Genomic DNA, 23,410 nt, shown 5'->3' on the forward strand with positions numbered 1-23,410 from the left:
AGACCCCAAACTTCACGTCATGTTTATGACACCACCCCGGCACTGACGCTGGATGACACATCAAAGGAGATGGGCATGGATGTGCCACTAATCGAACTCTCCGGAGTAAAGAAAAGCTTCGGCCCCGTCGACGTTCTTAAAGGAATCGACCTCAAGGCATACGCAGGTCAGGTCACCGCTCTCGTAGGAGACAACGGTGCAGGTAAGTCGACATTGATCAAGGGACTCTCCGGAGTACAGCCCTATGACGAAGGAATCGTCAAGTTCGCCGGTGAAGAAGTCCACCTCACCTCTCCCCGCCAGAGCGGTGCGCTCGGTATCGAGGTCGTGTACCAGGACCTCGCCTTGTGCGACAACCTCGACATCGTCCAGAACATGTTCCTTGGCCGTGAAGAACTAAGCCAAGGAACCCTCGACGAAGGTTCAATGGAGTTCCAAGCAACCAAGGCTCTGCAGAGCCTCTCGGTACGAACCGTGAAATCAGTTCGTCAGAAGGTTTCCTCCCTCTCTGGTGGTCAGCGCCAGACCGTAGCAATCGCCCGTTCTGTTTTGCGTAACGCCAAGCTCGTTATTCTTGACGAGCCAACAGCCGCATTGGGTGTGGCCCAGACCGAACAAGTTCTCAACCTCGTTCGTCGTCTCGCGGACAACGGTATAGGTGTGATCATCATTAGCCACAACCTGGCAGACGTCTTCCAGGTGTGCGACTCCATCAACGTCCTATACCTAGGTCGCATGGTTGCATCCCTGAAGACCTCAGAAACTACCCAAGCCGATGTTGTGGGATACATCACCGGCACTAAGAGCATGGAAGAGGTGGCGTAATGGCTTCGCTTGAACCCACAGCAATTGGAAGTGGCCACGAAGGTAGTGTCCGCGATCAAATCACCGCCTACGTTCAGCGCCTGAAGAACGGTGAAATGGGAGCACTTCCTGCTGTCATTGCACTGTTTGCACTGGTTGTGCTATTTGCTTCGCTGAGCCCCTACTTCCTCACCACCTTGAACTTTGCCAACCTGTTTGTTCAGGCAGCACAGCTCACGGTCCTAGCAGCTGCTCTGGTTTTCGTTCTGCTGCTTGCGGAAATTGACCTTTCAGCTGGTGTGACCGCCGGTGTTGGTATGGCTCTATTTGCGGTCCTCAACCTGATGTGGGGCGTCAACTGGATTGTTTCGATCCTGGCAGCCCTTCTCGTCGGCTCACTTGTTGGTTGGATTATCGGTATCTTCGTCGCGAAGATTGGTGTTCCCTCCTTCGTCGTGACCCTGGGTCTGTTCCTGGGTTTCCAGGGTCTCATGCTGGTGATGCTCGGTGACGGTGGTCTTTACCGCCTCGACGTCCCTGAGCTCAAAGCCATCATGAACGGCAACATGCCTGTATGGGCAGGCTGGCTCATGCTCGCGATTATGGTTGCTGTTTCTTTGGGACTGGGCTTCTATGACCGCGCACGTCGCGCAAAGGCTGGCGTCGCTAACCGCCCCATCTCTTTGATGCTGCTTCGCGTAGCAACCATCGCCGTCCTGGGTGGTATCGCCGTGGGTGCCATGAGCGTCAACCGCAGCGTTTCGGTTGTCCCCATCGAAGGTGTGCCCATCGTTATTCCGATCGTGATCGGAATCCTCTTTGTCGGAACCTTCGTGCTCGACCGCACCACTTTTGGGCGTCACCTTTACGCCGTTGGTGGAAACCCTGAAGCAGCACGTCGTGCAGGTATCAAGGTTGCCAAGATCCGCATCACCGCGTTCATCATCTGTTCAACACTTGCTGTTGTCTCCGGAATCCTGGCTGCAAGCCGTATTGGTGCTATCGAATCGACCGCAGGTCGATCTATCGTACTGAGCGGTGTGGCTGCAGCCGTCGTCGGTGGTGTCAGCCTCTTCGGTGGCCGTGGCCGTTTGATTCACGCCGCTATCGGTGCTTTGGTTATCGCCATCATCGACAACGGCCTGGGCCTCATCGGTTTGCCTGCAGGTGTGAACTTCCTGGTTACCGGTGCAGTTCTGATTGCTGCTGCAACCATTGACGCTCTCTCTCGCAAGCGCTCCGGCGGCGGGGTTCGCGTCTAACACTCAATGGAGTAGTAGTGCCCCCGCTAAGCGAAAGCAAGTGGGGGCACTACTGTCTTCAGAAAAGAAGCTCATGAGCATCACACACGAACCTTCCGGATTCACACGACTGAGCACCACCTCAGGAGTATCAATGGTGGTTTCCACCTTTGGAGCACGACTAGTTGAGCTGTGGGTTCCAGATAGAGATGGCAACCTCGGCAATGTTGTCGTGGGATTACCCACCCCCGAGGACTATGCCCAGCGAGCTGGGTTGTATCTGGGCTGCACGGTCGGTCGTGTTGCCGGGCGCATTCCGCATAGCCACTTTGAGGGCGGTGGGCTCTCTTTCGATGTCGAGCCTAATGAGCGTGGTAATCACCTTCACGGCGGACCAGAACGCAGCTTCGACCGTGTGGAATGGGAGCTCGTTACTTTCGACAATGGTGATGATGTCTCAGCAGAGTTTCACTATCTCAGTCCTGCAGGCGAAGAAGGCTACCCTGGTGAGCTCACCGTAACGTCTCGTTATGACCTCAGCGCTCAAGGGGTGTTGACCTCGACCCTCACTGCCCACACAACCGCTTCAACCCCAGTTAATCTCACTACGCATGCCTATTGGAACCTGTCAGGAATTCCTGGCCAAACAATTGATGACCACGAATTGTTTGTGGATCATGCTGGGCAGCTGGAAACAGATAATGTTCAACTGCCAACGGGAAAACTTCTGGCCCCGCCTCAGCAACTTTCACTTTCAGAACAGAGCTGGGATGACACGTTCATCTTGGCAAGCACTAACCACCTCACAAATTCTGCTGCACAGCTTCACCACAGCGGAACTGGCAGGACCTTAACTCTCTACACCTCCGAGCCCGCAATGCAGGTTTATTCAGGGGCATATCTTCCAGACGAAGAACTCGATGCTGTGCACATCCTCACCCCTTCAGGTGGGCTGTGTTTAGAGCCTCAACGCATCATTGACAATCCGTTACTGCCCGGATTCTCTTCAATAGTTCTTCAGCCTGAAGAAACATACGTGCACGTCACACGCCACGAGTTCAGCACAGATTAAGCACGTCGAAGCACATTTCTGGTCTGGGTAACCCCACAACAGGCAAACGTAGTGCTTGTAGTCTGAAGGGGAAGACGAAATACGTCCATCCCAGCGAAATTGAGTAGCGATGTCGACCCCACCCGCCACACCTCCGACGACTCGTCGAGCGCGTGCGCTGAGGGTTGTTCCGCTCCTTGGCCCGGCACTAGTTGCTGGAGTGGCCTATCTCGATCCCGGCAACGTGGCCAGCAACATGACCGCTGGAGCACAGTTTGGTTATCTCCTGGTTTGGGTTGTCGTTGTTGGCAATCTCATTGCCTGGCTGGTGCAATATCTTTCCGCCAAGCTGGGGATTGCAACGGGTAAATCTCTCACCCAGATTTTGGGTGAACGCATCCGCAATAAATGGCTACGTCGTGGGTTTTGGGTTCAAGCAGAAATAGTGGCCATGGCCACCGATCTGGCCGAAGTTATTGGTGGAGCAATTGCACTGAATCTGCTCTTCGGAATGCCACTGTTGGCCGGCGCCCTCATCATGGGTCTGCTATCAATGTTGATGCTCTCCATGCGTGATAGGTCCGGCTCAGAGGTCTTTGAACGGATGATCATCGGTCTGCTACTGCTCATCGCTGTGGGCTTTGGCATGGGATTGGTTGTGGCTCCGCCGGATCCTTCTTCAGTGCTGGGAGGCCTGTTCCCACGCTTTGACGGCCCAGACTCGGTGCTGCTGGCGGCATCTATCTTGGGCGCCACCATCATGCCTCACGCCATTTATGCACACTCTGCACTGACCCGTGACCGTTTTGGTTTAGTGCAAGCTGGTGTTCAGCGTGGAACAATTCTCAAAGCAACGCGGGTGGATGTGACCATCGCCCTGGTCATCGCCGGAAGTGTCAACCTGGCCATCTTGTTGACTGCAGCAGTAAGCCTGCAGGGTGTGGAAGGAACGGACAGCCTTGAGGGTGTCTACAACGCTTTGGGAACTCAGCTTGGACCCGTCATCGCTATCTTGTTTGCTGTTGGCTTGTTGGCCTCGGGATTAGCGTCAACCTCCGTGGGCGCCTATGCCGGCGCAGACATCATGAGTGGTCTCACCAAACTGAATGTGCCCCTGGTGTGGCGCAGACTCATCACGCTCATCCCTGCCTTCATTATCTTGGGGCTAGGTATAGACCCCACGTGGGCATTAATTATGAGCCAAGTTGTTCTCTCCTTTGGTATTCCTTTTGCCCTGATACCTCTGTTGATATTGACCAACGATAAAAAGATTGTGGGAGAGGATTCCAACCGCAAAGCAACCACCGTGCTCGCTATCACGGCCGCAGGTTTTGTTATTGCTTTGAACCTGGTTCTGCTCTGGATCACGTTCACGAGCTAGAGGTTAAAGCACAAGGGCGCCGATCCCTGAGGATTGACGCCCTTGAAGCGTGTAGTGAGAAAGACTACTTGAGAACGACGGTTGCGCCAGCCTCGGTGAGGGCAGCGTTAGCCTTGTCAGCGGTCTCCTTGTTTGCACCTTCGAGGATGGTTGCAGGTGCACCATCAACGAGAGCCTTTGCTTCACCAAGACCGAGGTTAGTAAGGGTACGAACCTCCTTGATAACAGCGATCTTGTTAGCGCCAGCAGCTTCGAGAACGACGTCGAAAGAGTCCTTCTCTTCAGCAGCTTCAGCAGCGCCGCCACCAGCAGCAGGTGCGCCAGCAGCAGCAACAGCTACGGGAGCTGCAGCGGTGACCTCGAAGGTCTCCTCGAATGCCTTAACGAACTCGCTGAGCTCGATGAGTGAGAGCTCCTTGAAAGCCTCGATGAGCTGCTCAGTTGAGAGCTTTGCCATGATTTTCTCCTTGTTATATTTCGTTTAAACCGTGAACTAGTAAGGACTAGTTGCCGGACTCTTGCTTTGCACGCAGTGCGTCGACTGTACGAACAGCCTTGGACAGTGGTGCGGTGAACAGGTATGCGGCACCGAAGAGAGAGGCCTTCGCAGCACCGGCAAACTTTGCCAGAAGTACTTCGCGGGACTCGAGATCGGCGAGCTTTCCAACCTCAGCAGCGTCGAGAGGCTTACCGTCGAAGTAGCCGCCCTTCAAAATGAGCTGAGGGTTTGCCTTGGCAAAGGCACGCAGAGCCTTCGCAACAGCGACAGCGTCACCGTGTACGAATGCAATAGCCGATGGGCCAGCAAGCTGGTCATCGAGACCAGTGATGCCAGCCTTAGCGGCAGCAAGCTTGGTCAGCGTGTTCTTTACCACGGCGTAAGTCGCGTGCTCACTGATTGATCTGCGCAGCTCCTTGAGCTGTGCAACAGTGAGGCCGCGGTACTCGGTGAGCAGAACTGCATTCGAACCAGAGAAATTCTTCTCGAGTTCGGCGAGCATTGCTTCCTTGTTCGCCATGGCGCTCCTTGTGGTTTCACACACCCCACTTGTGTGGGGTGATTTTCCGCAGGCCGCTGAAAAATAAAAAAGCTCCAGCGCAGGGCTGGAGCGAAAGAAAACACGCGAACGTGAATATCACTAACAGTTAGCCTGCGCGGGTTTTCGTCGAAACGAACTTTAGATGGATGTTCATTTTCATGAACACACCAATAACCAGCGGTCTTTGGTTATCTCTAGGTTATGTGAGAGTTGCCCTCTCCCGCAAATCGGTAGACTAGAGACTTCCCTCCCTTATTAGCGCTGACGCTGACACAGTTACCTCGCAAGAGACCGTAACAAGATGTGAGCTGAAGCATGTCACGAAGATTAGAGGCCTCGTGAACGCAGTTGTTACCCTAACCCCCGCTCCCGTGCTGGACCGCACTTACCTTGCCGAGGATCTCACCGTCGGCAAAGTGAACCGTGCCTATGAAGTCCACGAATACATGAGCGGTAAGGGCCTGAATGTTGCCCGCACCCTGCACTTGGCAAAGCACCCCGTCTCGGCCGTGCTACCGATTGGTATGCAGGACCAATACCTTTTGTTCTCCACCCCTTTCCCACAGATTCTGCGCATCATGCCCGTCCAAGGACGTGTGCGCGTGAACACCACTGTTGTTGAACGTGGTGGCCGCACTACCAACATCAACCAGCAAGCTATCCCTTTCACTCAGGAAGACTGGCACAACGTTGTCGAGACCACCCTCGAGCAGGTTTCCGACATGAACGCGGACTGGCTTGTGGTCTCCGGTATGCACCCGAAGATGATTGACACAGGTTTGCCCATTGACCTCAGTGAGCTTTTTGCTCGTGCACGTGATCTTGGTGCTCGTGTTGGCTTGGACACCTCTGGTCCAGAACTCAAGCACTGGGGACGCAGTGGCGAAGTAAACCTCATCAAGCCCAACGCAGATGAACTTGCTTCACTGGTAGGGCACGAGCTTCACACTCTCGGTGAAGTCATCGATGCTGGTCGAGAACTCATTGAGACCGGACTCGAGATTGCACTCGTGAGCCTCGGCCCCGACGGGGCGATTGCCATTACCGCCGATGAGGCAGTCTGGGCAAGCGCTGTTGCACCTGAGGTCATCAACACCACTGGTGCTGGCGATGCATTCTTGGCCGGGTTCCTGAGTCAGGTAGTAAGCCCCGAAGCTTCCGCTGAGGGACACGAACATGGCACGCTACCCAAGCTCAGTCCTGAAGCAGCCCTCACAACAGGCTGCTCCTGGGGAGCCTTGGCTGTGTCTCTTCCCACCACATTGATAAGTTCCTTCGGAGATGCTCCGAAAGCTGTGTTGCGTGAAGTAGACCCCAACTACACTCTGCTCGAGAAGGCTACCGTTCGCTACTAGGCCTTCGGTAAGGTCACAGTGAACTGGGTATTTCCAGGTTCACTTCTGACAGAAACAGTTCCGTTGTGGGCATGAACCACGGCATTCACTATGGCAAGACCGAGGCCAGTGCTTCCTGTCGCACGGGTGCGTGAAGCGTCTCCGCGCGAAAAGCGTTCAAACAGGGCAGGCATTTGGTCTGCAGGAATACCTGGGCCGTTATCAATTACTCTCAAGTTGACGCTGTCCTCGGTTTCTTCAAGAACAACTCGAACCGTTGAACCTGCGGGAGTATGCACACGTGCGTTAGCCAGGAGGTTGACAACAACTTGGTGCAGTCGAGCCTGGTCACCCAACACCTCAACAGGTACCTCAGGAATGTCAATGTCCCACGTGTGGTCTGGTCCTGCAGCGTGCGCATCACTGACGGAATCGACCACGATGCGGGAAAGATCAACCTGTTGGTGCTCTAGTTCACGACCCTCATCGAGTCGAGCCAGCAACAGCAAATCCTCAACCAAACCAGTCATGCGAGTTGCTTCGGATTCAATACGGTTGAGGGAATGACTGACGTCTTCTGGCAAAGTTGCACCACTGCGCCTGGTTAGTTCGGCATATCCCCTGATGGAGGCTAGGGGTGTTCTCAGTTCGTGACTTGCATCAGCCACAAAGCGTCGCACCTTCTCCTCACTTGCCTGGCGAGCAGTCAGTGCCCGACCAATGTGAACCAGCATGTTGTTGAAGGCTGAGCCCACTCGACCAACTTCAGTGCGCGGATCTGTGTCTTCTTCGTTCAGGCGCTCACCTAAGTCCACATCACCCTTATCCAGAGGCAATTCGGACACACGTGTTGCCGTGTCTGCCACGCGATCAAGTGGACGAAGCTCATACCGGATAAGAATTCGGCCAACCACAATTGCGGCAGCAACACCGAGCCCCGTGACAATCAAAATCACGATGAGCAATTGGGTGGTGGCAGCGTTTACTTCCACCATAGGTAGCGCGATGACGAGTGATGAACCGTCTTGTGCTTCTACAGCTACAGCACGATACTCACCGGCTCCCTTCACATGAATAGTTTCTGGAGCACCGTGGGAGTCAACAGCAGCCAAGGCGGCGGTGTCTTCTAAGTTCACAGCAACAACCGCACCGCGGTTGTTGAGGACACCGGCAGTGACCTGTCCCGAGGGATCAACTATGGCTACGAGTGTTCCGGCCGCTTGACCAGGGGCAAGGAGTGCATCATTGGGTCGGTCATCGTGATCATCATCACCATCGTCATGGTGACCAGGTCTGCCGTTTTCCATTCCGTTAGATACTGCTGCTGTTGAACGAACAACGGCATTGGTTATTTGTTGGTCTAATCGGTCGACAAGAAACGCGCGCAATGACACCACGCTGACCACACCAATGAGTGCTGCAGCAACAACTAGTAACCCCGCCATCGTAACCGTGAGGCGACGACGCAAAGTCCAGGGAGTGCGACCTGTTGAAGACATTAGTCAGCAGGCTTAATCATGTAGCCGGCACCACGCACGGTATGCAACATAGGAGAGCCCTCTGCATCAATCTTCTTGCGCAGGTAGGAGATGTATATCTCGACGACGGAACTCTTGCCGCCAAAGTCGTAATCCCACACGCGGTCAAGGATTTGTGTCTTGCTCACGACGCGGCGTGGGTTGCGCATGAGATAACGCAGCAGTTCGAACTCGGTAGCGGTGAGTTCGATGGGGCGCCCAGCACGACGCACTTCATGGCTATCCTCATCAAGTTCTAAATCGCCGACAGTGAGAATGGGGCTTTCATTTGCGTCAATGGTCAAGGTTGAACGGCGAATCAATCCTCGAAGCCTGGCCACAACTTCTTCCAAGCTGAAGGGTTTAGTAACGTAATCGTCACCACCGGCAGTCAACCCAGCAATGCGGTCATCGAGTGAATCTTTAGCGGTGAGGAACAACACCGGAACATCGTTGCCGTCAGCACGCATGCGCTGCAACACCTGGAGTCCATCAATGTCCGGCAACATGATGTCGAGCACGACGGCATCTGGTCGGAAATCACGCGCCGTGGCGATGGCGGAGGAGCCATCGGCGGCAGTCTTGATTTCCCAACCTTCATATCGAAGAGCCATCTGTAACAGATCAGTCAGGGATGCTTCATCATCGACGACGAGGACTCGAATGGGGGAGCCATCGGCTCGGGTGAGGCGCATGGGGGCTGCAGCTGTTGATTCGTTCACACCTCGAGTATGGCCAAGTTTTCTATGAGAATCCTATGAATCACCTAAGAAGGCTATGAATAAATGTAGAGATAGTCAGCAACCCGGCGAGCGCCTGCCCGAATGTCGGTGACCGCCACCAGAATAGGAAACGTGAATTCACCAGTGAACGTGGCAGGTATGCCTGAGACGAAACCGCAGGCAGAATTCCCTCATATTGCCTATCTTGATCGTCTCGTCACCGACGGAACGGATGAAGCAGCGTGGCTTCGCGCCCGAGCACGCGGAATTACCGCCACCGATGTCGCCAAGCTCAATAGTGTTAACGCCATTCCCACCGCAGCATTGGAAAAGCTTCGCGGATCCACCTTTACTGGCAATGTTTTCACGGATCACGGAAAAGCTCGAGAACCGGTTATCGCTGCCTGGGTGAAAGAAAACTTTTCCATCAACCCCAGCTCTGCCCTGTTTCATGCAGAGCCCGAACCGAGACATCTGGCTACGCCAGATGGCATAGGTGTCATTGAAGAAACCCTCGTACTTGCCGAGATAAAGACTAGTCAAAAGCCCTTCGAGGGTGTCCCTGCCGGATATCTTCGTCAGGTCTATTGGCAGCAATATGTTCTCGGAGCAGAAAGAACGTTGTTCGTCTGGGAACAGCATGAGAACTTTGTTCCCGTTTCAGATACTCCCAAACACATCTGGATTGAGCGCGACGAGCGTGCAATTCGAGAACTTGTCTACCTTGCCAATGGACTTATTGGTGAGCTCCACCGCCTCACAAACTAAATTCTCTTCCTAAGGAAACACATGTCACTTCCCGAGATTCCAGTTCTTGAGGGCGACTACGTTCGCTTAGAGCCCCTGAGCAATGAGCGTATTGATGAGCTCAAAGCTGCATGCAAAGATGGCAATCTCTACGAGCTTTGGTACACCGTAGTTCCCAGCCCCGAGGGAATGAAAGCAGAGATAGAACGCCGGCTGGGCCTCTATAGCGCAGGAAGCATGATGCCTTTTGCCACGATTGATGTTTCCTCAGGCAAGGCCGTCGGCATGACCACATTCATGAACATGAAACTGGAGAACTTAAAGGTTGAGATTGGCTCCACTTGGATGGCGAGTAGCTTCCAAGGAACAGCCCTCAACCCCGAGGCAAAACTTCTGATGCTGAGCTACGCCTTTGATGTTTTGGGGTGCAACGCAGTCGAACTGCGCACGCATGAAAAGAATGCTCAGTCCCGCGCTGCAATTGAAAAGCTTGGCGCCAAGCTCGACGGCATGCTTCGCAACGACATGGTGATGCCCAATGGCACCCTGCGCAACACTGCCGTGTATTCCATCACGAAGGACGAGTGGCCTGCCGTACACGATGGTCTTATTGCTCGTCTTGATGACTTTGAGCAGGCAGAAGAGGCCTAGAGACTAGCTCCGGCTATAGCTATCCAACGCATCTATCAGGGCAAGGTTGGCCTCAGGAGATCCGATAGATATACGAATACCTGTGCCACTGAATGCCCGCCCGATAATTCCTCGGCTCATCAGATGCGCTTGTAGAGAGTCTGTCTCCTCACCTGCGGCAAGCCAGACAAAGTTAGCTTGAGACAAGGGAACATCCCATACGGTCGTTGCGAGGTAGGCTTCGAGTTTGTCTCGTTCCTGCAGCAAAACATCGATGCGTTCTTGAAGTTCAGGCTCAGCAGCTAATGAAGCAACACCTGCTGCTTGAGCAATATCGGTTACTCCAAAAGGCAGTGCGACCTTAGCTAGGCCCTCCATCACGTCAGGGCGAGCAACGGTATATCCCAAACGCAAAGCAGCAAGACCGTATGCCTTCGAGAAGGTGTGCAGGACAGCTACATTCTCAAACTCTCGGTAAAGCTCAATTCCCCGTGCTGCTTTGGGATCGTTTTGAAAGTGAACATAGGCCTCATCAATCACCACGAGGATGTGTGAAGGAACCTGGGAAAGGAATTCCCGCAACTCGTCATGGCCGACAGCTGTGCCCGTGGGGTTATTCGGCGTGCAAATGAAGATGACTTTGGTTGCGGGAGTAATCGCCGCAAGCATGGCAGGAAGATCATGACGATGATCGGCTGTGAGGGGAACTTCAACTGGCGTTGCACCAGCCCCACGAACCAAGATGGGATAAGCCTCGAAAGAACGCCACGCATATATGACTTCATCGCCATGACCGGCGAAAGCACGAATGAGCTGTCCAGCAACCTCAACTGATCCAGTGCCAAAGGCGATTTCTGAGTCCTTGACATTCAAACGCTTTGCCAAAGCTGCTGTGAGTTCGGGTGCAGCCATATTGGGATAGCGGTGCATTGTTGATGCTGCATTCGTGATGGCCTGAATAACGGAGGGAAGCGGTGGATACGGGTTCTCATTCGAGGAGAGCTTGTACACCGGACCATCCCAGCCATCCACAGTGGACTTCCCTGGTTTGTAGGCAGGGATGTTCTCAATGTGCGCAGGCTGCTTAATCACTCTTCAACGATACCGGGCAGAACTAGAGAGAAAAACAAGAAGCCCCGTCGCTTTCGCGACGGGGCTTCTCAAAGTTCAGTTGAACTTAGATGCTTGCAACATCAAGTGGGATGCCAGGACCGAAGGTGGTCGAGACAGCGCCCTTCTGGATGTAGCGACCCTTTGCCGATGAAGGCTTGAGGCGAACAACTTCTTCGAGAGCTGCGTTGATGTTTTCGCTAAGCTGCTCTGCGGTGAACGAAGCCTTACCAACGATGAAGTGAACGTTGGAGTGCTTGTCTACCTTGAATTCGATCTTTCCGCCCTTGATGTCGCTAACAGCCTTAGCTACATCTGGGGTTACGGTTCCAGTCTTGGGGTTTGGCATCAGGTTACGAGGACCGAGTACCTTACCGAGACGACCAACCTTACCCATGAGTTCAGGGGTAGAAACAGCTGCATCGAAATCGGTGTAACCAGCGGCTACCTTCTCGATGAGCTCGTCTCCGCCAACCTCGTCTGCACCAGCTGCAACAGCAGCTTCAGCAGCAGGACCGGTTGCGAACACGATAACGCGTGCAGTCTTACCGGTGCCGTGAGGGAGCATGACGGTTCCACGAACCATCTGGTCTGCCTTACGAGGGTCAACACCGAGCTTGAGGGCTACCTCAACGGTGCTGTTGAATTTTGCGGAACCGGTTTCCTTAGCAAGTGCGACTGCTTCGGTTGCGGTGTACAGCTTGCCTTCTTCTACCTTTGCGGCAGCAGCAAGATATGCCTTTGACTTCTTAGCCATGATCTATCCCCTTAGCCCTCTACCGTGATGCCCATGGAACGAGCGGTTCCGGCAATGATGAGCTTTGCAGCTTCAATGTCGTTTGCGTTGAGGTCAGCCATCTTTGCTTCTGCAATGGTCTGAACCTGTGCCTGGGTGAGCTTGGCAACCTTCACAGTGTGAGGAGTACCAGAACCCTTAGCAACGCCAGCAGCCTTCTTGATCATTTCAGCTGCAGGAGGAGTCTTGAGGATGAAGTCGAATGAACGGTCTTCGTAAACGGTGATCTCAACGGGGATGATGTTTCCGCGCTGTGATTCGGTTGCTGCGTTGTATGCCTTGCAGAAATCCATGATGTTCACACCGTGCTGACCCAGAGCGGGACCAACAGGAGGAGCTGGATTCGCGGCGCCGGCCTGGATCTGAAGCTTAATCAGACCTGTGACCTTCTTTTTCGGTGCCATTTCTTTTTCCTTTTTTTGAATTCGAACTCATCGGGGTTCCGATGAACTCTCCCGTGAAATCAGGTAAACCTGATTCGCGGTAATCCCTGAGACTGAGCTCGGGGAAATCTGTATTACTGCTTAGTGACCTGGTCGAAGCTCAGTTCAACTGGAGTCTCACGTTCGAACAGGGAAACCAGAACAGTGAGCTTGCCGCTCTCTGGCTTGATTTCGCTGATCGAACCAGGAAGACCTGCGAAGGAACCTTCCTTGATAACCACGGTCTCGCCGATTTCGAAGTCGATCTCTGCGATGGGGGTACGAGCAACAGCCTGACCACCCTTGGCCTGAACAGCCTTGGCGGTAGGAACATCCTTGACCTCAACCAGGGGCTTGAGCATGTTGAATGCTTCCTGGAAACGCAGAGGAGTGGGGTTGTGAGCGTTGCCGACGAAGCCGGTCACACCTGGGGTGTGACGGACACACGACCAGCTGTCTTCGTTGAGGTCCATACGCACGAGCACGTACCCGGGGATACGAACACGGGTAACCATCTTGCGCTGACCGTTCTTGATTTCAACAACGTCTTCCATTGGTACTTCGATCTGGAAGATGAAATCGTTGAGCTGCATCGAGGTACGACGGTTCTCAATGTTGTGCTTGACCTTGCGCTCAAAGCCAGCGTAGGAGTGGATGACGTACCACTTACCAGGCAGGGTACGAAGCTCTGCTTCGAAGGCTGCGTAGGGGTCTTCAGCAACTTCTTCTTCATCTTCAGAAGCAACGATGGCTGCTTCTGCTTCTTCGATGGTGTCGATGTCGAGAGCATCGGCAATAACTTCGTCAGCCTCCACGTCAACCACTGCAGCAGCATCGGTTTCGGTTAGTGCATCCAGAGCAGCCTCGAGCAGCTGCTCGTCTTCGCGCGTCGAATCAGTCACGTTGTTCCTGTCTTATTTGTGTAAATCGTGGTGCTGGTTATCCAGCAGGTGTTGTTGCACCGAGGTCACCGAATACGGCAATTACGGTCCAGCCAAATACTGCGTCCATCGCCGACACAATCAACAACATGATGGTGACGAAGGCGAGAACTACCAACACATAGTTGATGAGTTCTTTACGGGTAGGGGTGACGACTTTCTTGAGTTCACCCATTACCTGACGAAGGAAGAGCGCAATGCGCGAGAAAGGATTGCGCTTGGCAGCACGATCCTTTTTTGCGCGTGCGACGATGTCCTCACCGGGCTCGTCGGCTACGTCTTGCGCCATTTGTTTTCCTTTCGATTTGCAGGGCGGACAGGACTCGAACCTGCAACCTGCGGTTTTGGAGACCGCTGCTCTACCAATTGAGCCACCGCCCTCTGCTTCACGCTGCCACTGAAAACTTCAGTAGTTTCTTCCCAAAAGAAGGCGCGCGAAAGCATGGCATTTTTCAACCACTTCGCAACAGCTTAGGTCAGAAAGTGCCTCTGTGTAAAGCTGAGCCCGGAGCCCTATAGTTGTAGTCGTGCCTGAATTGAAGCGTATTTCTTCTCGTATTTCCGCCATCGCAGAGTCTGCGACCCTCAAGGTAGATGCCAAGGCAAAAGCCTTACAAGCTGCTGGTCGCCCCGTTATCAGCTATGCAGCTGGTGAACCAGACTTCTCCACACCTGCTCACATCGTGGATGCGGCACTGGCTGCGGTGAAAGATCCCAAGAACTACCGCTACACCCCCGCCGCCGGTTTACCCGAACTCAAGCAAGCCATCGCGGATAAAACAAAGCGCGACAGCGGTTGGGCTGTAGACCCCAGCCAGGTCATCGTCACCAACGGTGGCAAGCAGGCTGTGTACCAAGCTTTTGCAACGCTGCTTGATCCAGGTGATGAGGTACTTGTTCCTACCCCGTACTGGACCACCTACCCCGAGGCCATCAAGCTTGCTGGTGGTAAGCAGGTTGACGTTTTCGCTGGCGCCGACCAGAACTACCTTGTCACCGTGGACCAGCTCGAAGCAGCTCGCACGGACAAAACCAAGGTGTTGCTTTTCGTCTCGCCCTCGAACCCCACTGGTGCTGTTTACTCCCCCGAGCAAACCAAAGCCATTGGTGAGTGGGCTGACAAGCACGGCCTGTGGGTTATCGCAGATGAGATTTACCAAAACCTGACTTATGACGGCCTCAAGGCTGTCTCCATCGTGGACGCTGTTCCTGCCCTGCAAGACCGCACCATCTTGGTCAACGGTGTTGCCAAGACTTATGCCATGACCGGGTGGCGTCTGGGCTGGATGGTTGGCCCCGCCGATGCCATCAAGGCCGCTGCCAACCTTCAATCACACTTGAGCTCCAACGTCTCCAACATCTCCCAGCGTGCAGCTATCGCAGCACTCACCGGGCCTCAAGAGCCTGTCGAGGAAATGCGTGAAGCATTCGATCGCCGTCGCAAGCTCATCGTTGAAGAACTCCGCAAGATTCCCGGCTTCGAGGTTCCCATGCCTGAGGGCGCGTTCTATGTTTACTGTGACGTCACGGGACTTTTGAACAAGGAGTGGGGTGGAGTCACTCCAACGAACTCTCTCGAGCTCGCTGACCTGATCCTTGATCAAGCAGAGGTAGCTGCAGTTCCTGGTGAGGCATTTGGTCCCAGCGGATACCTCCGCTTTAGTTATGCCCTTGGAGATGCACAACTTCTAGAAGGCGTTCAGCGCCTGCAGAAACTCTTTGGCACGAAGTAGAAACTAAATTCCCAGTTCGGTCATTCGAGCCGAAATCATGTCGGCGATGAGCTGCTGATCAACATCCCAATCAACCGGGATACGAATCAAGCCTTTGGTGGTTTCATAGCCAGCTAGTCGCGGCGCAAAGTCAGCCATGACTGCTTCACTCCAGGGCGCCAGTGAAAGATGGTTCTTTGCCGCGGACATGCCAAAGACGTATTTGCCTTGGATCTGAACCTGAGGAACATTCCATGCGAGTTTGAATTCAGCTTCAGGAAAATGTGTTTCGATGGCCCTCATAACCGCTCGCAGAGTTTCTTGCTTGGGGCCTTCCAAACTGTTGAGGTAGTCCTCTACGCTCTCAAACTTTGCCATGGCTAAATCTCCACTCCAATGAGGTTGGGTTCTGGGCGCAAGATAATTCCGAAGTGTGATTGGACCATGGCTTGGACATAGGTGGCCAGGCCAACCACCTCGGCAGCTGTTGCGCCGCCGCGGTTAGTAATTGCCAGAGTGTGCTTGGTGGAGATGCCTGCCTTGGAGCCAGGGATGGAATATCCCTTCTTCACGCCAGCATTCTCAATGAGCCATGCGGCAGAAAGCTTGACTAGGTTGGGACCAGCTTCTACCGAGGCCAGCGGTGGCACCTCAGCACCGAGTGGAAGCACGCGGTCCTGCTGAGTGTTCTGCACGGGAAAACGTGGAGCGTCCTCGGGCAAGTTGCGAGCAAAGTTTTCGGTGACGATGGGGTTCATGAAGAAAGAACCTGCGCTGGCTGTGTCGGGGTCTGCAGGGTTGAGAACCATGCCTTTGCTCGCGCGCAGAGCAAGAACGGATTGCCGAACCTCTTCAAGAGTTACCTGTGCACCCAACTCAACACCGAGCGCTGAGGCGAGCTGGGGGAAAGCAATTGGTGCAGACAGGTTGTTCCCATAGGAAGCCAGACTCAACTCCACCGTGAGAATGACACCTTCTTTGCCCTGCTTAAACACTGAATCACGGTAGCCCAACGCCAGTTCGGAGGCAGGAATCCACGTAATCTCCTGGGTATACCGATCAAGGAATTCCACCGCGGTCAGCACCGAAGACAATTCCTGGCCATATGCACCAATGTTCTGGATGGGTGCAGCACCCGTAGATCCCGGAATCCCTGAGAGTGCTTCTATACCGGCTAAGCCTTCGGAAATACTCCACGCAACGAGTTCATCCCAGTTCACTCCCGCAGCAATGCGAATAGTGCTGTGGTTTGGCGAGCGCGAAATGTCTTGCTGCCGTTCCATGCCGTGCGTGCAGACGTGAATAACGGTTCCATCAAACCCATGGTCAGCAACGATGGTGTTGGATCCGCCGCCCAGAATGAGCCAGGGCTCATTCGAATCCCACGTATTCAGAGCAGCCTCAATAAGTTGCTCCCGCGTTGTGGCGGTAATGAGTTCGCGCGCCGGACCCCCCACCTGCATGGTGGTCAGTGTGGAAAGCGGAACTGAGTTCATCAGTTAGGCAAGGTTGACGCGAACCTGGGCTTTACCCAGGACTGTCTCGTCGTTGAACTTCACGGTCAGATCGATACGTACAATCTGTGTGTCTTCTTCCAGTGCACCCACTGCTGCGGAGACGGTGACATCTGCGCCAGTTTGGCCATCAACAAGGACAGGGCGTGTAAAGCGAACCTGATAGTCCACGATGCGAGCAGGATCACCCGCCCAGTTGGACACAGGTTGAACAGCTAGTCCCATCGTGAGCATGCCGTGCGCAAGAACTCCAGGAAGTCCAACTGAGACGGCAACATCGTCGCGGTAGTGAATGGGGTTGAAATCGCCAGAGGCCCCGGCGTATCGAACCAAGTTGTCTCGGGTGAGGTGGAAGTTCTCTTCGGCGATGACATCGCCTTTAGACAGTGTTGAGAAGTCAACCATGATTAGTCCTCACCTCCTCGAACGACCAGCGTGGAGATAGCAGTCACAACATGCTTTCCGTCCGCGTCAACTATCTCAGAGTCAGCGGTGACCATGTTGTGTCCACCCAAGCTCTTTACGCTGGAGACGGTCAAGGTTGCGGTGAGCTCATCTCCGGCAACAATGGCTCGGGTGTAGGTGAAGCGCTGTTCCCCATGCACGACGCGGGAGAAGTCGATGCCTGCATCCGGCTCGGCTAAGAGTTGCGCCAGGGTGGCCTCCTGCACGACGACTGGAAATGTTGTGGGGGCAACGAGGTCGCTGTGGCCGGCAGCCTGCGCTGCGTCCACATCAAAGTTGATGGGGTTGGTCGAGAGCACTGCGCGAGAAAACTCGCGAATCTTTTCGCGTCCAACGAGATACGGGACGGTCGGAGGAAAAACACGACCTTGAAGTTCAGGATTTACAGCCACGCCACAATTCTAGGCGTGGCCTGGGAGAAGTGACGGGGTTAAACGAAAGAACCCCAGACCGTCTTTGACCTGGGGTTCTTAGGGCAGCTACTGCTGCAAGGTTTTTACTGGCAGCTGTCGCACTGGAGCAGATCCATTGGATCTACTGGTACTGCGTAGCCACCTACTGTGTCGTTTGATTCGAATTCCATTTGTGCCTCCATGAAACTTGTCGAATCTCTTGCGAGATTCTGCCGCACCCCTGCGGTGAGTTATCACTATATAACGCGAATCACACCATTGTCATTCCACTACATGTAGTGTTTGAGAGTTTTTTTATGAGGTGCTGTGAGTTTGCCTAGAGAACAGCATATTTAGGCGTTTTCTCGCTAGAAAAAACTTTTTTGGCTTCTGGGTTTCGGCGTGTCGAACTTCCCCGGTAATGTGGTCTGAGCCCACCGTAGGGCCCCAGTCGCACGACACTCGTCGTGGCGGGCATTCGGTGGATGAAACACTGAAGTGGATGTCTCACGACATGACAACTCCCAACGGCAATCACATGCACACTGTCGACCTCGAAACAATGAAGCTTCGCGAGCAAGTTTTTGAATACGCTCGCCGACGCATGAATTACGACCCACCACCGCTGGATGGCCCCAAAACCATCAGCCAACTTCGTAAAGAAGTCCCCGAGACGGTCACCGAAGAGGGCTTAGGCGGATTGGAAGCACTGAATCTTTTTGAGAATGTGCTTGCTGAGGCAACGATTTCTAACGATCACCCCAACTACCTTTCCTTTATACCTTGTGCACCCACCGAGGCAGCAACACTGTTCGACCTCATCGTCTCTGCCTCAACCATTTATGGTGGCTCCTGGATGGAGGGTGCTGGTGCGGTGTATGCCGAGAACCAGGTACTCGAGTGGTTAGCCCGCGAAGCTGGTTTGCCAGAAGGCGCTGGAGGCGTCTTTGTGCAGGGCGGAACCCTAGGAAACCTCTCAGCCCTTGTTGCAGCACGTCACACTGCCACAGAGGCTCTCAAGGCCGCTGGGAAGGCAGTGCCTAAGTGCTGGCGCTTTGCCTGCAGCTCTGAAGCTCACTCGTCTCTCAAAGCAGCTGCCCGTGTGATGGATGTGGACATTGTTCCTATTCCCGTCAACGCAGAAGGCCGCCTCACCGGTCAAGCACTAGCCGAGACTCTCGAAGGCGACTGGGACGGCATCTTTGCTGTGGTGGCAACCGGTGGAACAACCAACTTTGGCATCGTAGATGAACTCGAAGAAGTGGGTAATGTCACCAAGGCACACGATGTGTGGTTCCACGTGGACGGCGCCTACGGCATCGCAGCGATGCTGGCGCCGAGCACGAAGCACCTCTTTGCGGGCGTTGCCCTGGCGGATTCGTTCATTGTTGACCCACACAAGTGGTTGTTTGCTCCTTTCGATGCGTGTGCCCTGGTGTACCGCGATCCCGAGCTTGGTCGCGTTACCCACACCCAGCACGCTGAGTACCTTGATGCACTCGAGAACCCTGAAGAGTGGAACCCGAGTGACTACGCCTACAACCTGACGCGTCGTCCCCGTGGACTGCCACTCTGGTTCTCATTGGCAACCTATGGCGTCTCTGCCTACCGTGAAGCCATCGAACAAAACATTCAACTGGCATACAAGATTGCTGATGAGATCCGTCGTCGTCCCGATCTTGAGCTAGTTCGTGACCCCCAGCTCTCTGTAGTGGTGTTCGTGAAAAAGGGTTGGACTCTGGAGGATTACACCAAGTGGTCCAACAAGCTGCTGGCAGATGGCATCGGATTCGTTGTTCCCAGTTCACACAAGGGCGAGCCCAACACACGCTTTGCCATTGTGAATCCCCGAACAACCTATGAATCTTTGGTTCAAATCCTCGACACGATGGTCTAACTAGGAATACGGTCTTATCGTGACATCTCGTGAATTCCACATGCCAGCTGAATGGGCTGAGCATGAGCGCACTTGGATGGCCTGGCCTTCCTCCGGTTACACCCTCGGTGAAAGGGAGGAGCTCGCCAATGAAGCACGAAAGTGTTGGTCAGATGTGGCCAACACCATCGTGCGCTTCGAGCCGGTCACCATCCTGGTTGATCCCAGTGCCGTTGACGAAGCAAAAAAGTGGTTAGACCCTCAAGTTGAGATCTTGGTTGCCCAGCTCGATGACGCGTGGATGCGAGACATAGGTCCCACGTTTGTTCGCGACAGCTCAGGAAAGCTCGCTGGAGTGAACTGGATTTTCAATGGCTGGGGCGGCCAAAGTTGGGCAAGCTGGGAACACGATTCCCAAGCAGCCACCACGATTCTGGACTCCATCGGTGTTCCCCGGATTGACTCCCCGCTGACCAACGAGGGTGGTGGAATCCACGTCAATGGTTCTCGCACCGTCATGATTACCGAAACAGTTCAGCTTGATCCAGGCCGCAACCCTGACTGGACCAAAGAACAGGTAGAAGCAGAACTACATCGCACGCTCGGTGTTGATCACGTGATCTGGATGCCACGAGGTCTCACGCGTGACTATGACGAGTTTGGAACACGTGGACACATTGACATTGTGGCCTGCTTTGCAAACGAGGACACTGTTCTTTTCCATGATCAAAAGAACCAAGAACACCCCGACTACTGGATCAGCCAAGAGGTGCGCAGAGTTCTCAAAGCCGCTCGCGATTCAGAAGGAAACAAGCTCAACGTCATTTCTGTACCAGCCCCTGAGGTGTTGCAAGATGACGAAGGCTGGGTCGACTACAGCTACATCAACCATTACGTGTGCAATGGCGCAGTAATTTTGTGCGCATTCGATGACGCGAACGATGAGAAAGCCAGAAAGGTACTCTCCAAGGCCTACCCCGGTCGTGAAATCGTGCTCGTGGATGCTCGCCCACTTTTTGCTCGAGGTGGCGGAATTCACTGCATAACGCAGCAGCAACCCAAGGCTTAGTAGTTCTTTTCTGGGACGTGAAACGTCCCGCCATCAAGTTCGTCTGTGATGGGAATCTGACAGCTCAGCCGTGAGTTCTCCAGGCGTTCACTCATAGTGCCATCCAGCATTTCCAGTTCGAACTCCTCTGGCGGTGCGCAATGAGCCAGGGTGTCTGAATCGACGTACACATGGCAGGTAACGCAGACAAGTGCGCCTCCGCACAATCCGAACATTCCCGGCACCACATTGCGCACCCCAGCATCCATCACGGAGTCACCGACTCTGCCCACCACGTCACGGCTCTCCCCCTGAGCGGTGATGAATGTGAGCTTCGGCATGAGAGCTAGATTGTGGTGGCGTCAATCACAAAGCGGAATTGAACATCACCGGCAACGACGCGGTCATATGCTTCGTTGATGTAGTCAGCGTTAATCAATTCCACATCAGCTGTGATCTTGTGCTTTCCGCAGAAATCCAACATCTCTTGAGTTTCGACCGTTCCACCAATTTGTGAACCAGCAATCGACCGTCGGCGCATCATGAGCTTTGGAAGCGAGAAGGGCTGGGTCATGTCATTGACCGCACCAACAACCACATACGTGCCATCGAGGGTCAACAGGTCAAGATATGGATTCATATCGTGATCGCCGGGGAGGGTGGAGATGATGAGGTCAAATTTCTGACGCGAAGCTTTCATTGCTTCTTTGTCGGAAGTGACAAGAACTTCGTCTGCACCTAGTGATGTACCAAGTGCGACTTTTTCAGGGCTCGAGGTCAGCGCAACGGTGTGCGCACCGAGGGCGTGAGAAAACTTCACAGCCATATGACCCAGGCCGCCGATACCAACAACACCAACGGTTTTTCCTGGAGCAGCACCCCAGTGCTTCAAGGGTGAGTACACAGTAATCCCTGCACACAACAGTGGTGCCACCCCTGCAAGGTCTAGGCCTTCAGGAATGCGGTAAACAAAGTTCTCTGTGGTTACTATTTCTTGCGCGTATCCACCCTGAGTGACCTGTCCAGGAAGTTGGGGCTCTGGTTCTCCATAGGTCAGGCGTGGACCAACAGGTCCGGAGCAGTAGTTCTCGTCATTGTTCTGACAGTTCTCGCACTCTCCACAGCTATCGACGATCACGCCGACACCAACCACGTCACCGACTTTGTACTTTGTTACCTCAGATCCAACTTCGATAACTTTTCCAACAATCTCGTGCCCAGGAACGAGGGGGTAGGGGCGATCTCCCCATTCGCCTCGAACGGTGTGAATGTCAGAGTGGCAGATACCTGAGTGCGTAATCGCGATGCGGACGTCAGTGGGCTCTGGGGTGCGACGGATGATGTCCATCGGAGCCATTTGTGCACCTTCAGCGGCAGCACCAATTGCACGAACGGTTGTAGTCATGGCATTACCTTTCGATGTGTGTACAGCGTGAGATGAGCCTACGCGTGGGTTAAACCTACTTGGTTTCGATAGCCCATCACTTTGGAACGCATACCGACGCCACACACTCCGACAAGCTCGCCGCGTTTGTAGTAGCCGTAGATACAGTCGCTACCTACTTCGCCGTCAAGAAGCGTGATTTCGTCTGCTTGGTCTATGAGGCCATAGGCCAACAAGCTGACATCAAACTGGTCGCTCCAAAAGGAAGGAATAGGGGCAAAAGGCTTAGAAATTTCTTCTTCGAAAGCATTCGTGTCACCGGAAAGTTGTAGCGCAACTTCCTTGCCCACCTTGCGTGCCATCTCGGTAGGAATATTCCAGTGCTCCACCCGGCGTGGGTAGTCACAGAACTGAGGTATGGGGAAACGAGCCACGTCCCCGACAACATAAACGTTCTGCCAAACAGTGCCATCTTTCCTGAGCACGCGCAGAGAAGAATCTGCTCCCACACCGCCGTCGAGGTCGACGTCGTTGTCGTGGAGCAATTCCAAGTTGGGCTCTGACCCGATAGCCTCAATGAGCACTTGGGTGTAAAGCTCAACGCCAGAATCCAAGAGCACGCTCTCGACCTGATCGCCACCGGTCACCTTTGTGATGGTGGAACCCATAAAGAAGTTCACGCCCTGGGCCTCTTGACGAGCCTGAATATCTCGCGCGAGCTCCAGCCCAAGGGGGCGTAACAAGGGGACTGGTCCCTTGCCAATCACGGTGACGTGAGCACCCAGCTTCTTTGCCGTTGCCGCAACTTCACACCCAATGAAACCTGCGCCATAGACAACAACTCGGGTTCCCTCAGAAATCTCAGAACGCAACGCAATCGCATCATCCAGTGAGCGGATTACGTGAGTGCCCTTCTTGGGCATGCCCGGCAGGTCCAGGCGGCGTGGACGAAGTCCGGTTGCAATGACCAGTGCTTCGTACTGGTGTTCAACACCGAGGTCGTCAGTGACAACCTGATTTTCGAGGTCAACGCGTTCGACTTTGCGTCCCAGAATCCATTCCACATCAGCAACGGCCTCCCCCAGTGGGAAAGCAACAGCTTCGTGATTCACGTCTGCTGCAAGCACTTCCTTGGACAGCGGAGGTCGGTTATAGGGAGGGTGAGTTTCCTCCCCGATAGCCACGATAGGACCGGCATAACCGCTTCGACGTAGCGACTCTGCTACGCGAAGTCCGCCCATTGAAGCGCCAATGATGAGAACGGGGCGCGTCATGAAAATTCC

Annotated in this window: 26 protein-coding genes and 1 tRNA gene; 10 read left to right on the top strand and 17 right to left on the bottom strand. The window is 54.2% G+C overall.

Annotated features, from left to right (window positions below):
• Positions 1-75 precede the first annotated feature (75 nt).
• From AINA4_RS06785 to AINA4_RS06800, 4 genes are all read left to right on the top strand, one after another.
• Positions 76-825 carry an ATP-binding cassette domain-containing protein gene (locus AINA4_RS06785; protein ID WP_096380028.1) on the top strand — a complete coding sequence of 250 codons (750 nt, stop codon included), beginning with the start codon at positions 76-78 and terminating at the stop codon, positions 823-825.
• Positions 825-2,066, top strand: a complete 1,242-nt coding sequence (locus AINA4_RS06790; protein ID WP_281786685.1) for an ABC transporter permease — start codon at positions 825-827, stop codon at positions 2,064-2,066. Before AINA4_RS06785 ends, AINA4_RS06790 begins: the two co-directional genes overlap by 1 nt.
• 73 nt (positions 2,067-2,139) lie before the next feature.
• Positions 2,140-3,117: an aldose epimerase family protein gene (locus AINA4_RS06795; protein WP_281786686.1), complete on the top strand. Its 978-nt coding sequence runs from the start codon at positions 2,140-2,142 to the stop codon at positions 3,115-3,117.
• Positions 3,118-3,226: 109 nt separating this feature from the next.
• Positions 3,227-4,477 carry an Nramp family divalent metal transporter gene (locus AINA4_RS06800; RefSeq protein WP_281786687.1) on the top strand — a complete coding sequence of 417 codons (1,251 nt, stop codon included), beginning with the start codon at positions 3,227-3,229 and terminating at the stop codon, positions 4,475-4,477.
• Positions 4,478-4,541: 64 nt separating this feature from the next.
• Here the strand turns inward: AINA4_RS06800 and rplL are convergent, their stop codons facing one another.
• Together rplL and rplJ are read right to left on the bottom strand one after the other, a co-directional pair.
• Complete coding sequence (rplL, locus tag AINA4_RS06805) at positions 4,542-4,934, bottom strand: 50S ribosomal protein L7/L12 (protein ID WP_096380020.1); 393 nt, start codon at positions 4,932-4,934, stop codon at positions 4,542-4,544.
• Positions 4,935-4,980: 46 nt separating this feature from the next.
• Positions 4,981-5,496, bottom strand: a complete 516-nt coding sequence (rplJ, locus tag AINA4_RS06810; protein WP_096380017.1) for a 50S ribosomal protein L10 — start codon at positions 5,494-5,496, stop codon at positions 4,981-4,983.
• Positions 5,497-5,855: 359 nt separating this feature from the next.
• Here rplJ and AINA4_RS06815 point away from each other — a divergent pair, with 359 nt between their 5' ends.
• On the top strand, positions 5,856-6,872 hold the full coding sequence (locus tag AINA4_RS06815; protein WP_281786688.1) for a 1-phosphofructokinase family hexose kinase: 1,017 nt from the start codon (positions 5,856-5,858) through the stop codon (positions 6,870-6,872).
• Here AINA4_RS06815 and AINA4_RS06820 read toward each other — a convergent pair.
• The gene (locus AINA4_RS06820; RefSeq protein WP_281786689.1) at positions 6,869-8,350 is read right to left on the bottom strand and encodes an ATP-binding protein; all 1,482 of its coding nucleotides are present in this window, start codon (positions 8,348-8,350) and stop codon (positions 6,869-6,871) included. The genes AINA4_RS06815 and AINA4_RS06820 overlap by 4 nt on opposite strands.
• A complete protein-coding gene (locus AINA4_RS06825; protein ID WP_281787651.1) occupies positions 8,350-9,063 on the bottom strand; it encodes a response regulator transcription factor in 714 nt (237 codons plus the stop codon). Before AINA4_RS06825 ends, AINA4_RS06820 begins: the two co-directional genes overlap by 1 nt.
• A 186-nt stretch (positions 9,064-9,249) precedes the next feature.
• Between AINA4_RS06825 and AINA4_RS06830 the strand changes: the two genes are divergently transcribed.
• Positions 9,250-9,858: a YqaJ viral recombinase family protein gene (locus tag AINA4_RS06830; RefSeq protein ID WP_281787652.1), complete on the top strand. Its 609-nt coding sequence runs from the start codon at positions 9,250-9,252 to the stop codon at positions 9,856-9,858.
• A gap of 21 nt (positions 9,859-9,879) precedes the next feature.
• Complete coding sequence (locus tag AINA4_RS06835) at positions 9,880-10,488, top strand: GNAT family protein (RefSeq protein WP_281786690.1); 609 nt, start codon at positions 9,880-9,882, stop codon at positions 10,486-10,488.
• Positions 10,489-10,491: 3 nt separating this feature from the next.
• Here AINA4_RS06835 and hisC read toward each other — a convergent pair whose 3' ends face one another.
• The 6 genes from hisC to AINA4_RS06865 all read right to left on the bottom strand — a co-directional run bounded on the left by hisC (position 10,492) and on the right by AINA4_RS06865 (position 14,117).
• Positions 10,492-11,559: a histidinol-phosphate transaminase gene (gene hisC / locus AINA4_RS06840; protein WP_281786691.1), complete on the bottom strand. Its 1,068-nt coding sequence runs from the start codon at positions 11,557-11,559 to the stop codon at positions 10,492-10,494.
• 85 nt (positions 11,560-11,644) lie between these two features.
• Entirely contained in the window at positions 11,645-12,334 is a 690-nt protein-coding gene (gene rplA, locus AINA4_RS06845; RefSeq protein WP_280798440.1) for a 50S ribosomal protein L1, read from the bottom strand.
• Positions 12,335-12,345: 11 nt separating this feature from the next.
• Positions 12,346-12,777: a 50S ribosomal protein L11 gene (gene rplK / locus AINA4_RS06850; RefSeq protein ID WP_096380005.1), complete on the bottom strand. Its 432-nt coding sequence runs from the start codon at positions 12,775-12,777 to the stop codon at positions 12,346-12,348.
• Between the two features lie 113 nt (positions 12,778-12,890).
• Complete coding sequence (nusG, locus tag AINA4_RS06855) at positions 12,891-13,697, bottom strand: transcription termination/antitermination protein NusG (protein WP_280798439.1); 807 nt, start codon at positions 13,695-13,697, stop codon at positions 12,891-12,893.
• A gap of 37 nt (positions 13,698-13,734) precedes the next feature.
• A complete protein-coding gene (gene secE, locus AINA4_RS06860; RefSeq protein ID WP_096380000.1) occupies positions 13,735-14,025 on the bottom strand; it encodes a preprotein translocase subunit SecE in 291 nt (96 codons plus the stop codon).
• A 19-nt stretch (positions 14,026-14,044) separates the two neighbouring features.
• Positions 14,045-14,117 (bottom strand) — tRNA-Trp (locus AINA4_RS06865).
• 146 nt (positions 14,118-14,263) lie between these two features.
• Here AINA4_RS06865 and AINA4_RS06870 point away from each other — a divergent pair.
• The gene (locus AINA4_RS06870; RefSeq protein WP_281640705.1) at positions 14,264-15,469 is read left to right on the top strand and encodes a pyridoxal phosphate-dependent aminotransferase; all 1,206 of its coding nucleotides are present in this window, start codon (positions 14,264-14,266) and stop codon (positions 15,467-15,469) included.
• A gap of 3 nt (positions 15,470-15,472) precedes the next feature.
• On the opposite strand, the gene AINA4_RS06875 is transcribed toward AINA4_RS06870, so the two are convergent.
• Genes AINA4_RS06875 through AINA4_RS06890 form a run of 4 tightly spaced genes read right to left on the bottom strand, consistent with a single transcriptional unit; the run spans position 15,473 to position 17,819 of the window.
• A complete protein-coding gene (locus tag AINA4_RS06875) occupies positions 15,473-15,826 on the bottom strand; it encodes a DUF1801 domain-containing protein (RefSeq protein WP_281786692.1) in 354 nt (117 codons plus the stop codon).
• 2 nt (positions 15,827-15,828) lie between these two features.
• Positions 15,829-16,944, bottom strand: coding sequence for a UDP-N-acetylmuramate dehydrogenase (locus AINA4_RS06880; RefSeq protein WP_281786693.1), 1,116 nt, complete (start codon positions 16,942-16,944; stop codon positions 15,829-15,831).
• A gap of 3 nt (positions 16,945-16,947) precedes the next feature.
• A complete protein-coding gene (locus tag AINA4_RS06885; protein WP_281786694.1) occupies positions 16,948-17,367 on the bottom strand; it encodes a MaoC family dehydratase in 420 nt (139 codons plus the stop codon).
• 2 nt (positions 17,368-17,369) lie between these two features.
• Entirely contained in the window at positions 17,370-17,819 is a 450-nt protein-coding gene (locus tag AINA4_RS06890) for a MaoC family dehydratase N-terminal domain-containing protein (protein WP_281786695.1), read from the bottom strand.
• A 514-nt stretch (positions 17,820-18,333) separates the two neighbouring features.
• Here AINA4_RS06890 and AINA4_RS06895 point away from each other — a divergent pair.
• Positions 18,334-19,716, top strand: coding sequence for an aminotransferase class V-fold PLP-dependent enzyme (locus tag AINA4_RS06895; protein ID WP_281787653.1), 1,383 nt, complete (start codon positions 18,334-18,336; stop codon positions 19,714-19,716).
• A 40-nt stretch (positions 19,717-19,756) separates the two neighbouring features.
• Positions 19,757-20,764 carry an agmatine deiminase family protein gene (locus AINA4_RS06900; RefSeq protein ID WP_281787654.1) on the top strand — a complete coding sequence of 336 codons (1,008 nt, stop codon included), beginning with the start codon at positions 19,757-19,759 and terminating at the stop codon, positions 20,762-20,764.
• On the opposite strand, the gene AINA4_RS06905 is transcribed toward AINA4_RS06900, so the two are convergent.
• From AINA4_RS06905 to AINA4_RS06915, 3 genes are read right to left on the bottom strand one after another with little or no spacing between them, the layout of a single operon-like run.
• On the bottom strand, positions 20,761-21,084 hold the full coding sequence (locus AINA4_RS06905) for a 2Fe-2S iron-sulfur cluster-binding protein (RefSeq protein ID WP_281786696.1): 324 nt from the start codon (positions 21,082-21,084) through the stop codon (positions 20,761-20,763). The two genes, AINA4_RS06900 and AINA4_RS06905, sit on opposite strands and share 4 nt — an antisense overlap.
• 5 nt (positions 21,085-21,089) lie before the next feature.
• Positions 21,090-22,148 (bottom strand): NAD(P)-dependent alcohol dehydrogenase, encoded by a 1,059-nt coding sequence (locus AINA4_RS06910; protein WP_281786697.1) that lies wholly within the window; start codon positions 22,146-22,148, stop codon positions 21,090-21,092.
• 38 nt (positions 22,149-22,186) lie between these two features.
• Positions 22,187-23,401: an FAD-dependent oxidoreductase gene (locus AINA4_RS06915; RefSeq protein WP_281786698.1), complete on the bottom strand. Its 1,215-nt coding sequence runs from the start codon at positions 23,399-23,401 to the stop codon at positions 22,187-22,189.
• Positions 23,402-23,410 lie beyond the last annotated feature (9 nt).

It is taken from the genome of Aurantimicrobium sp. INA4 (genome assembly GCF_027924525.1).
In the GTDB taxonomy this organism is placed as follows: Bacteria; Actinomycetota; Actinomycetes; order Actinomycetales; family Microbacteriaceae; genus Aurantimicrobium.

What these genes read in the sequence shown, in the direction of transcription:
- AINA4_RS06875 (WP_281786692.1), bottom strand. Translation starts at nt 15,826, where the DNA reads ATGGCAAAGTTTGAGAGCGTAGAGGACTACCTCAACAGTTTGGAAGGC.
- AINA4_RS06880 (WP_281786693.1), bottom strand. Translation starts at nt 16,944, where the DNA reads ATGAACTCAGTTCCGCTTTCCACACTGACCACCATGCAGGTGGGGGGT.
- AINA4_RS06905 (WP_281786696.1), bottom strand. Translation starts at nt 21,084, where the DNA reads ATGCCGAAGCTCACATTCATCACCGCTCAGGGGGAGAGCCGTGACGTG.
- AINA4_RS06795 (WP_281786686.1), top strand. Translation starts at nt 2,140, where the DNA reads ATGAGCATCACACACGAACCTTCCGGATTCACACGACTGAGCACCACC.
- AINA4_RS06785 (WP_096380028.1), top strand. Translation starts at nt 76, where the DNA reads ATGGATGTGCCACTAATCGAACTCTCCGGAGTAAAGAAAAGCTTCGGC.
- AINA4_RS06915 (WP_281786698.1), bottom strand. Translation starts at nt 23,401, where the DNA reads ATGACGCGCCCCGTTCTCATCATTGGCGCTTCAATGGGCGGACTTCGC.
- AINA4_RS06800 (WP_281786687.1), top strand. Translation starts at nt 3,227, where the DNA reads ATGTCGACCCCACCCGCCACACCTCCGACGACTCGTCGAGCGCGTGCG.
- AINA4_RS06900 (WP_281787654.1), top strand. Translation starts at nt 19,757, where the DNA reads ATGCCAGCTGAATGGGCTGAGCATGAGCGCACTTGGATGGCCTGGCCT.
- AINA4_RS06820 (WP_281786689.1), bottom strand. Translation starts at nt 8,350, where the DNA reads ATGTCTTCAACAGGTCGCACTCCCTGGACTTTGCGTCGTCGCCTCACG.
- AINA4_RS06910 (WP_281786697.1), bottom strand. Translation starts at nt 22,148, where the DNA reads ATGACTACAACCGTTCGTGCAATTGGTGCTGCCGCTGAAGGTGCACAA.
- secE (WP_096380000.1), bottom strand. Translation starts at nt 14,025, where the DNA reads ATGGCGCAAGACGTAGCCGACGAGCCCGGTGAGGACATCGTCGCACGC.
- AINA4_RS06825 (WP_281787651.1), bottom strand. Translation starts at nt 9,063, where the DNA reads ATGCGCCTCACCCGAGCCGATGGCTCCCCCATTCGAGTCCTCGTCGTC.
- rplJ (WP_096380017.1), bottom strand. Translation starts at nt 5,496, where the DNA reads ATGGCGAACAAGGAAGCAATGCTCGCCGAACTCGAGAAGAATTTCTCT.
- AINA4_RS06885 (WP_281786694.1), bottom strand. Translation starts at nt 17,367, where the DNA reads ATGGTTGACTTCTCAACACTGTCTAAAGGCGATGTCATCGCCGAAGAG.
- rplL (WP_096380020.1), bottom strand. Translation starts at nt 4,934, where the DNA reads ATGGCAAAGCTCTCAACTGAGCAGCTCATCGAGGCTTTCAAGGAGCTC.
- AINA4_RS06895 (WP_281787653.1), top strand. Translation starts at nt 18,334, where the DNA reads ATGACAACTCCCAACGGCAATCACATGCACACTGTCGACCTCGAAACA.
- AINA4_RS06835 (WP_281786690.1), top strand. Translation starts at nt 9,880, where the DNA reads ATGTCACTTCCCGAGATTCCAGTTCTTGAGGGCGACTACGTTCGCTTA.
- rplA (WP_280798440.1), bottom strand. Translation starts at nt 12,334, where the DNA reads ATGGCTAAGAAGTCAAAGGCATATCTTGCTGCTGCCGCAAAGGTAGAA.
- AINA4_RS06790 (WP_281786685.1), top strand. Translation starts at nt 825, where the DNA reads ATGGCTTCGCTTGAACCCACAGCAATTGGAAGTGGCCACGAAGGTAGT.
- AINA4_RS06830 (WP_281787652.1), top strand. Translation starts at nt 9,250, where the DNA reads ATGCCTGAGACGAAACCGCAGGCAGAATTCCCTCATATTGCCTATCTT.
- rplK (WP_096380005.1), bottom strand. Translation starts at nt 12,777, where the DNA reads ATGGCACCGAAAAAGAAGGTCACAGGTCTGATTAAGCTTCAGATCCAG.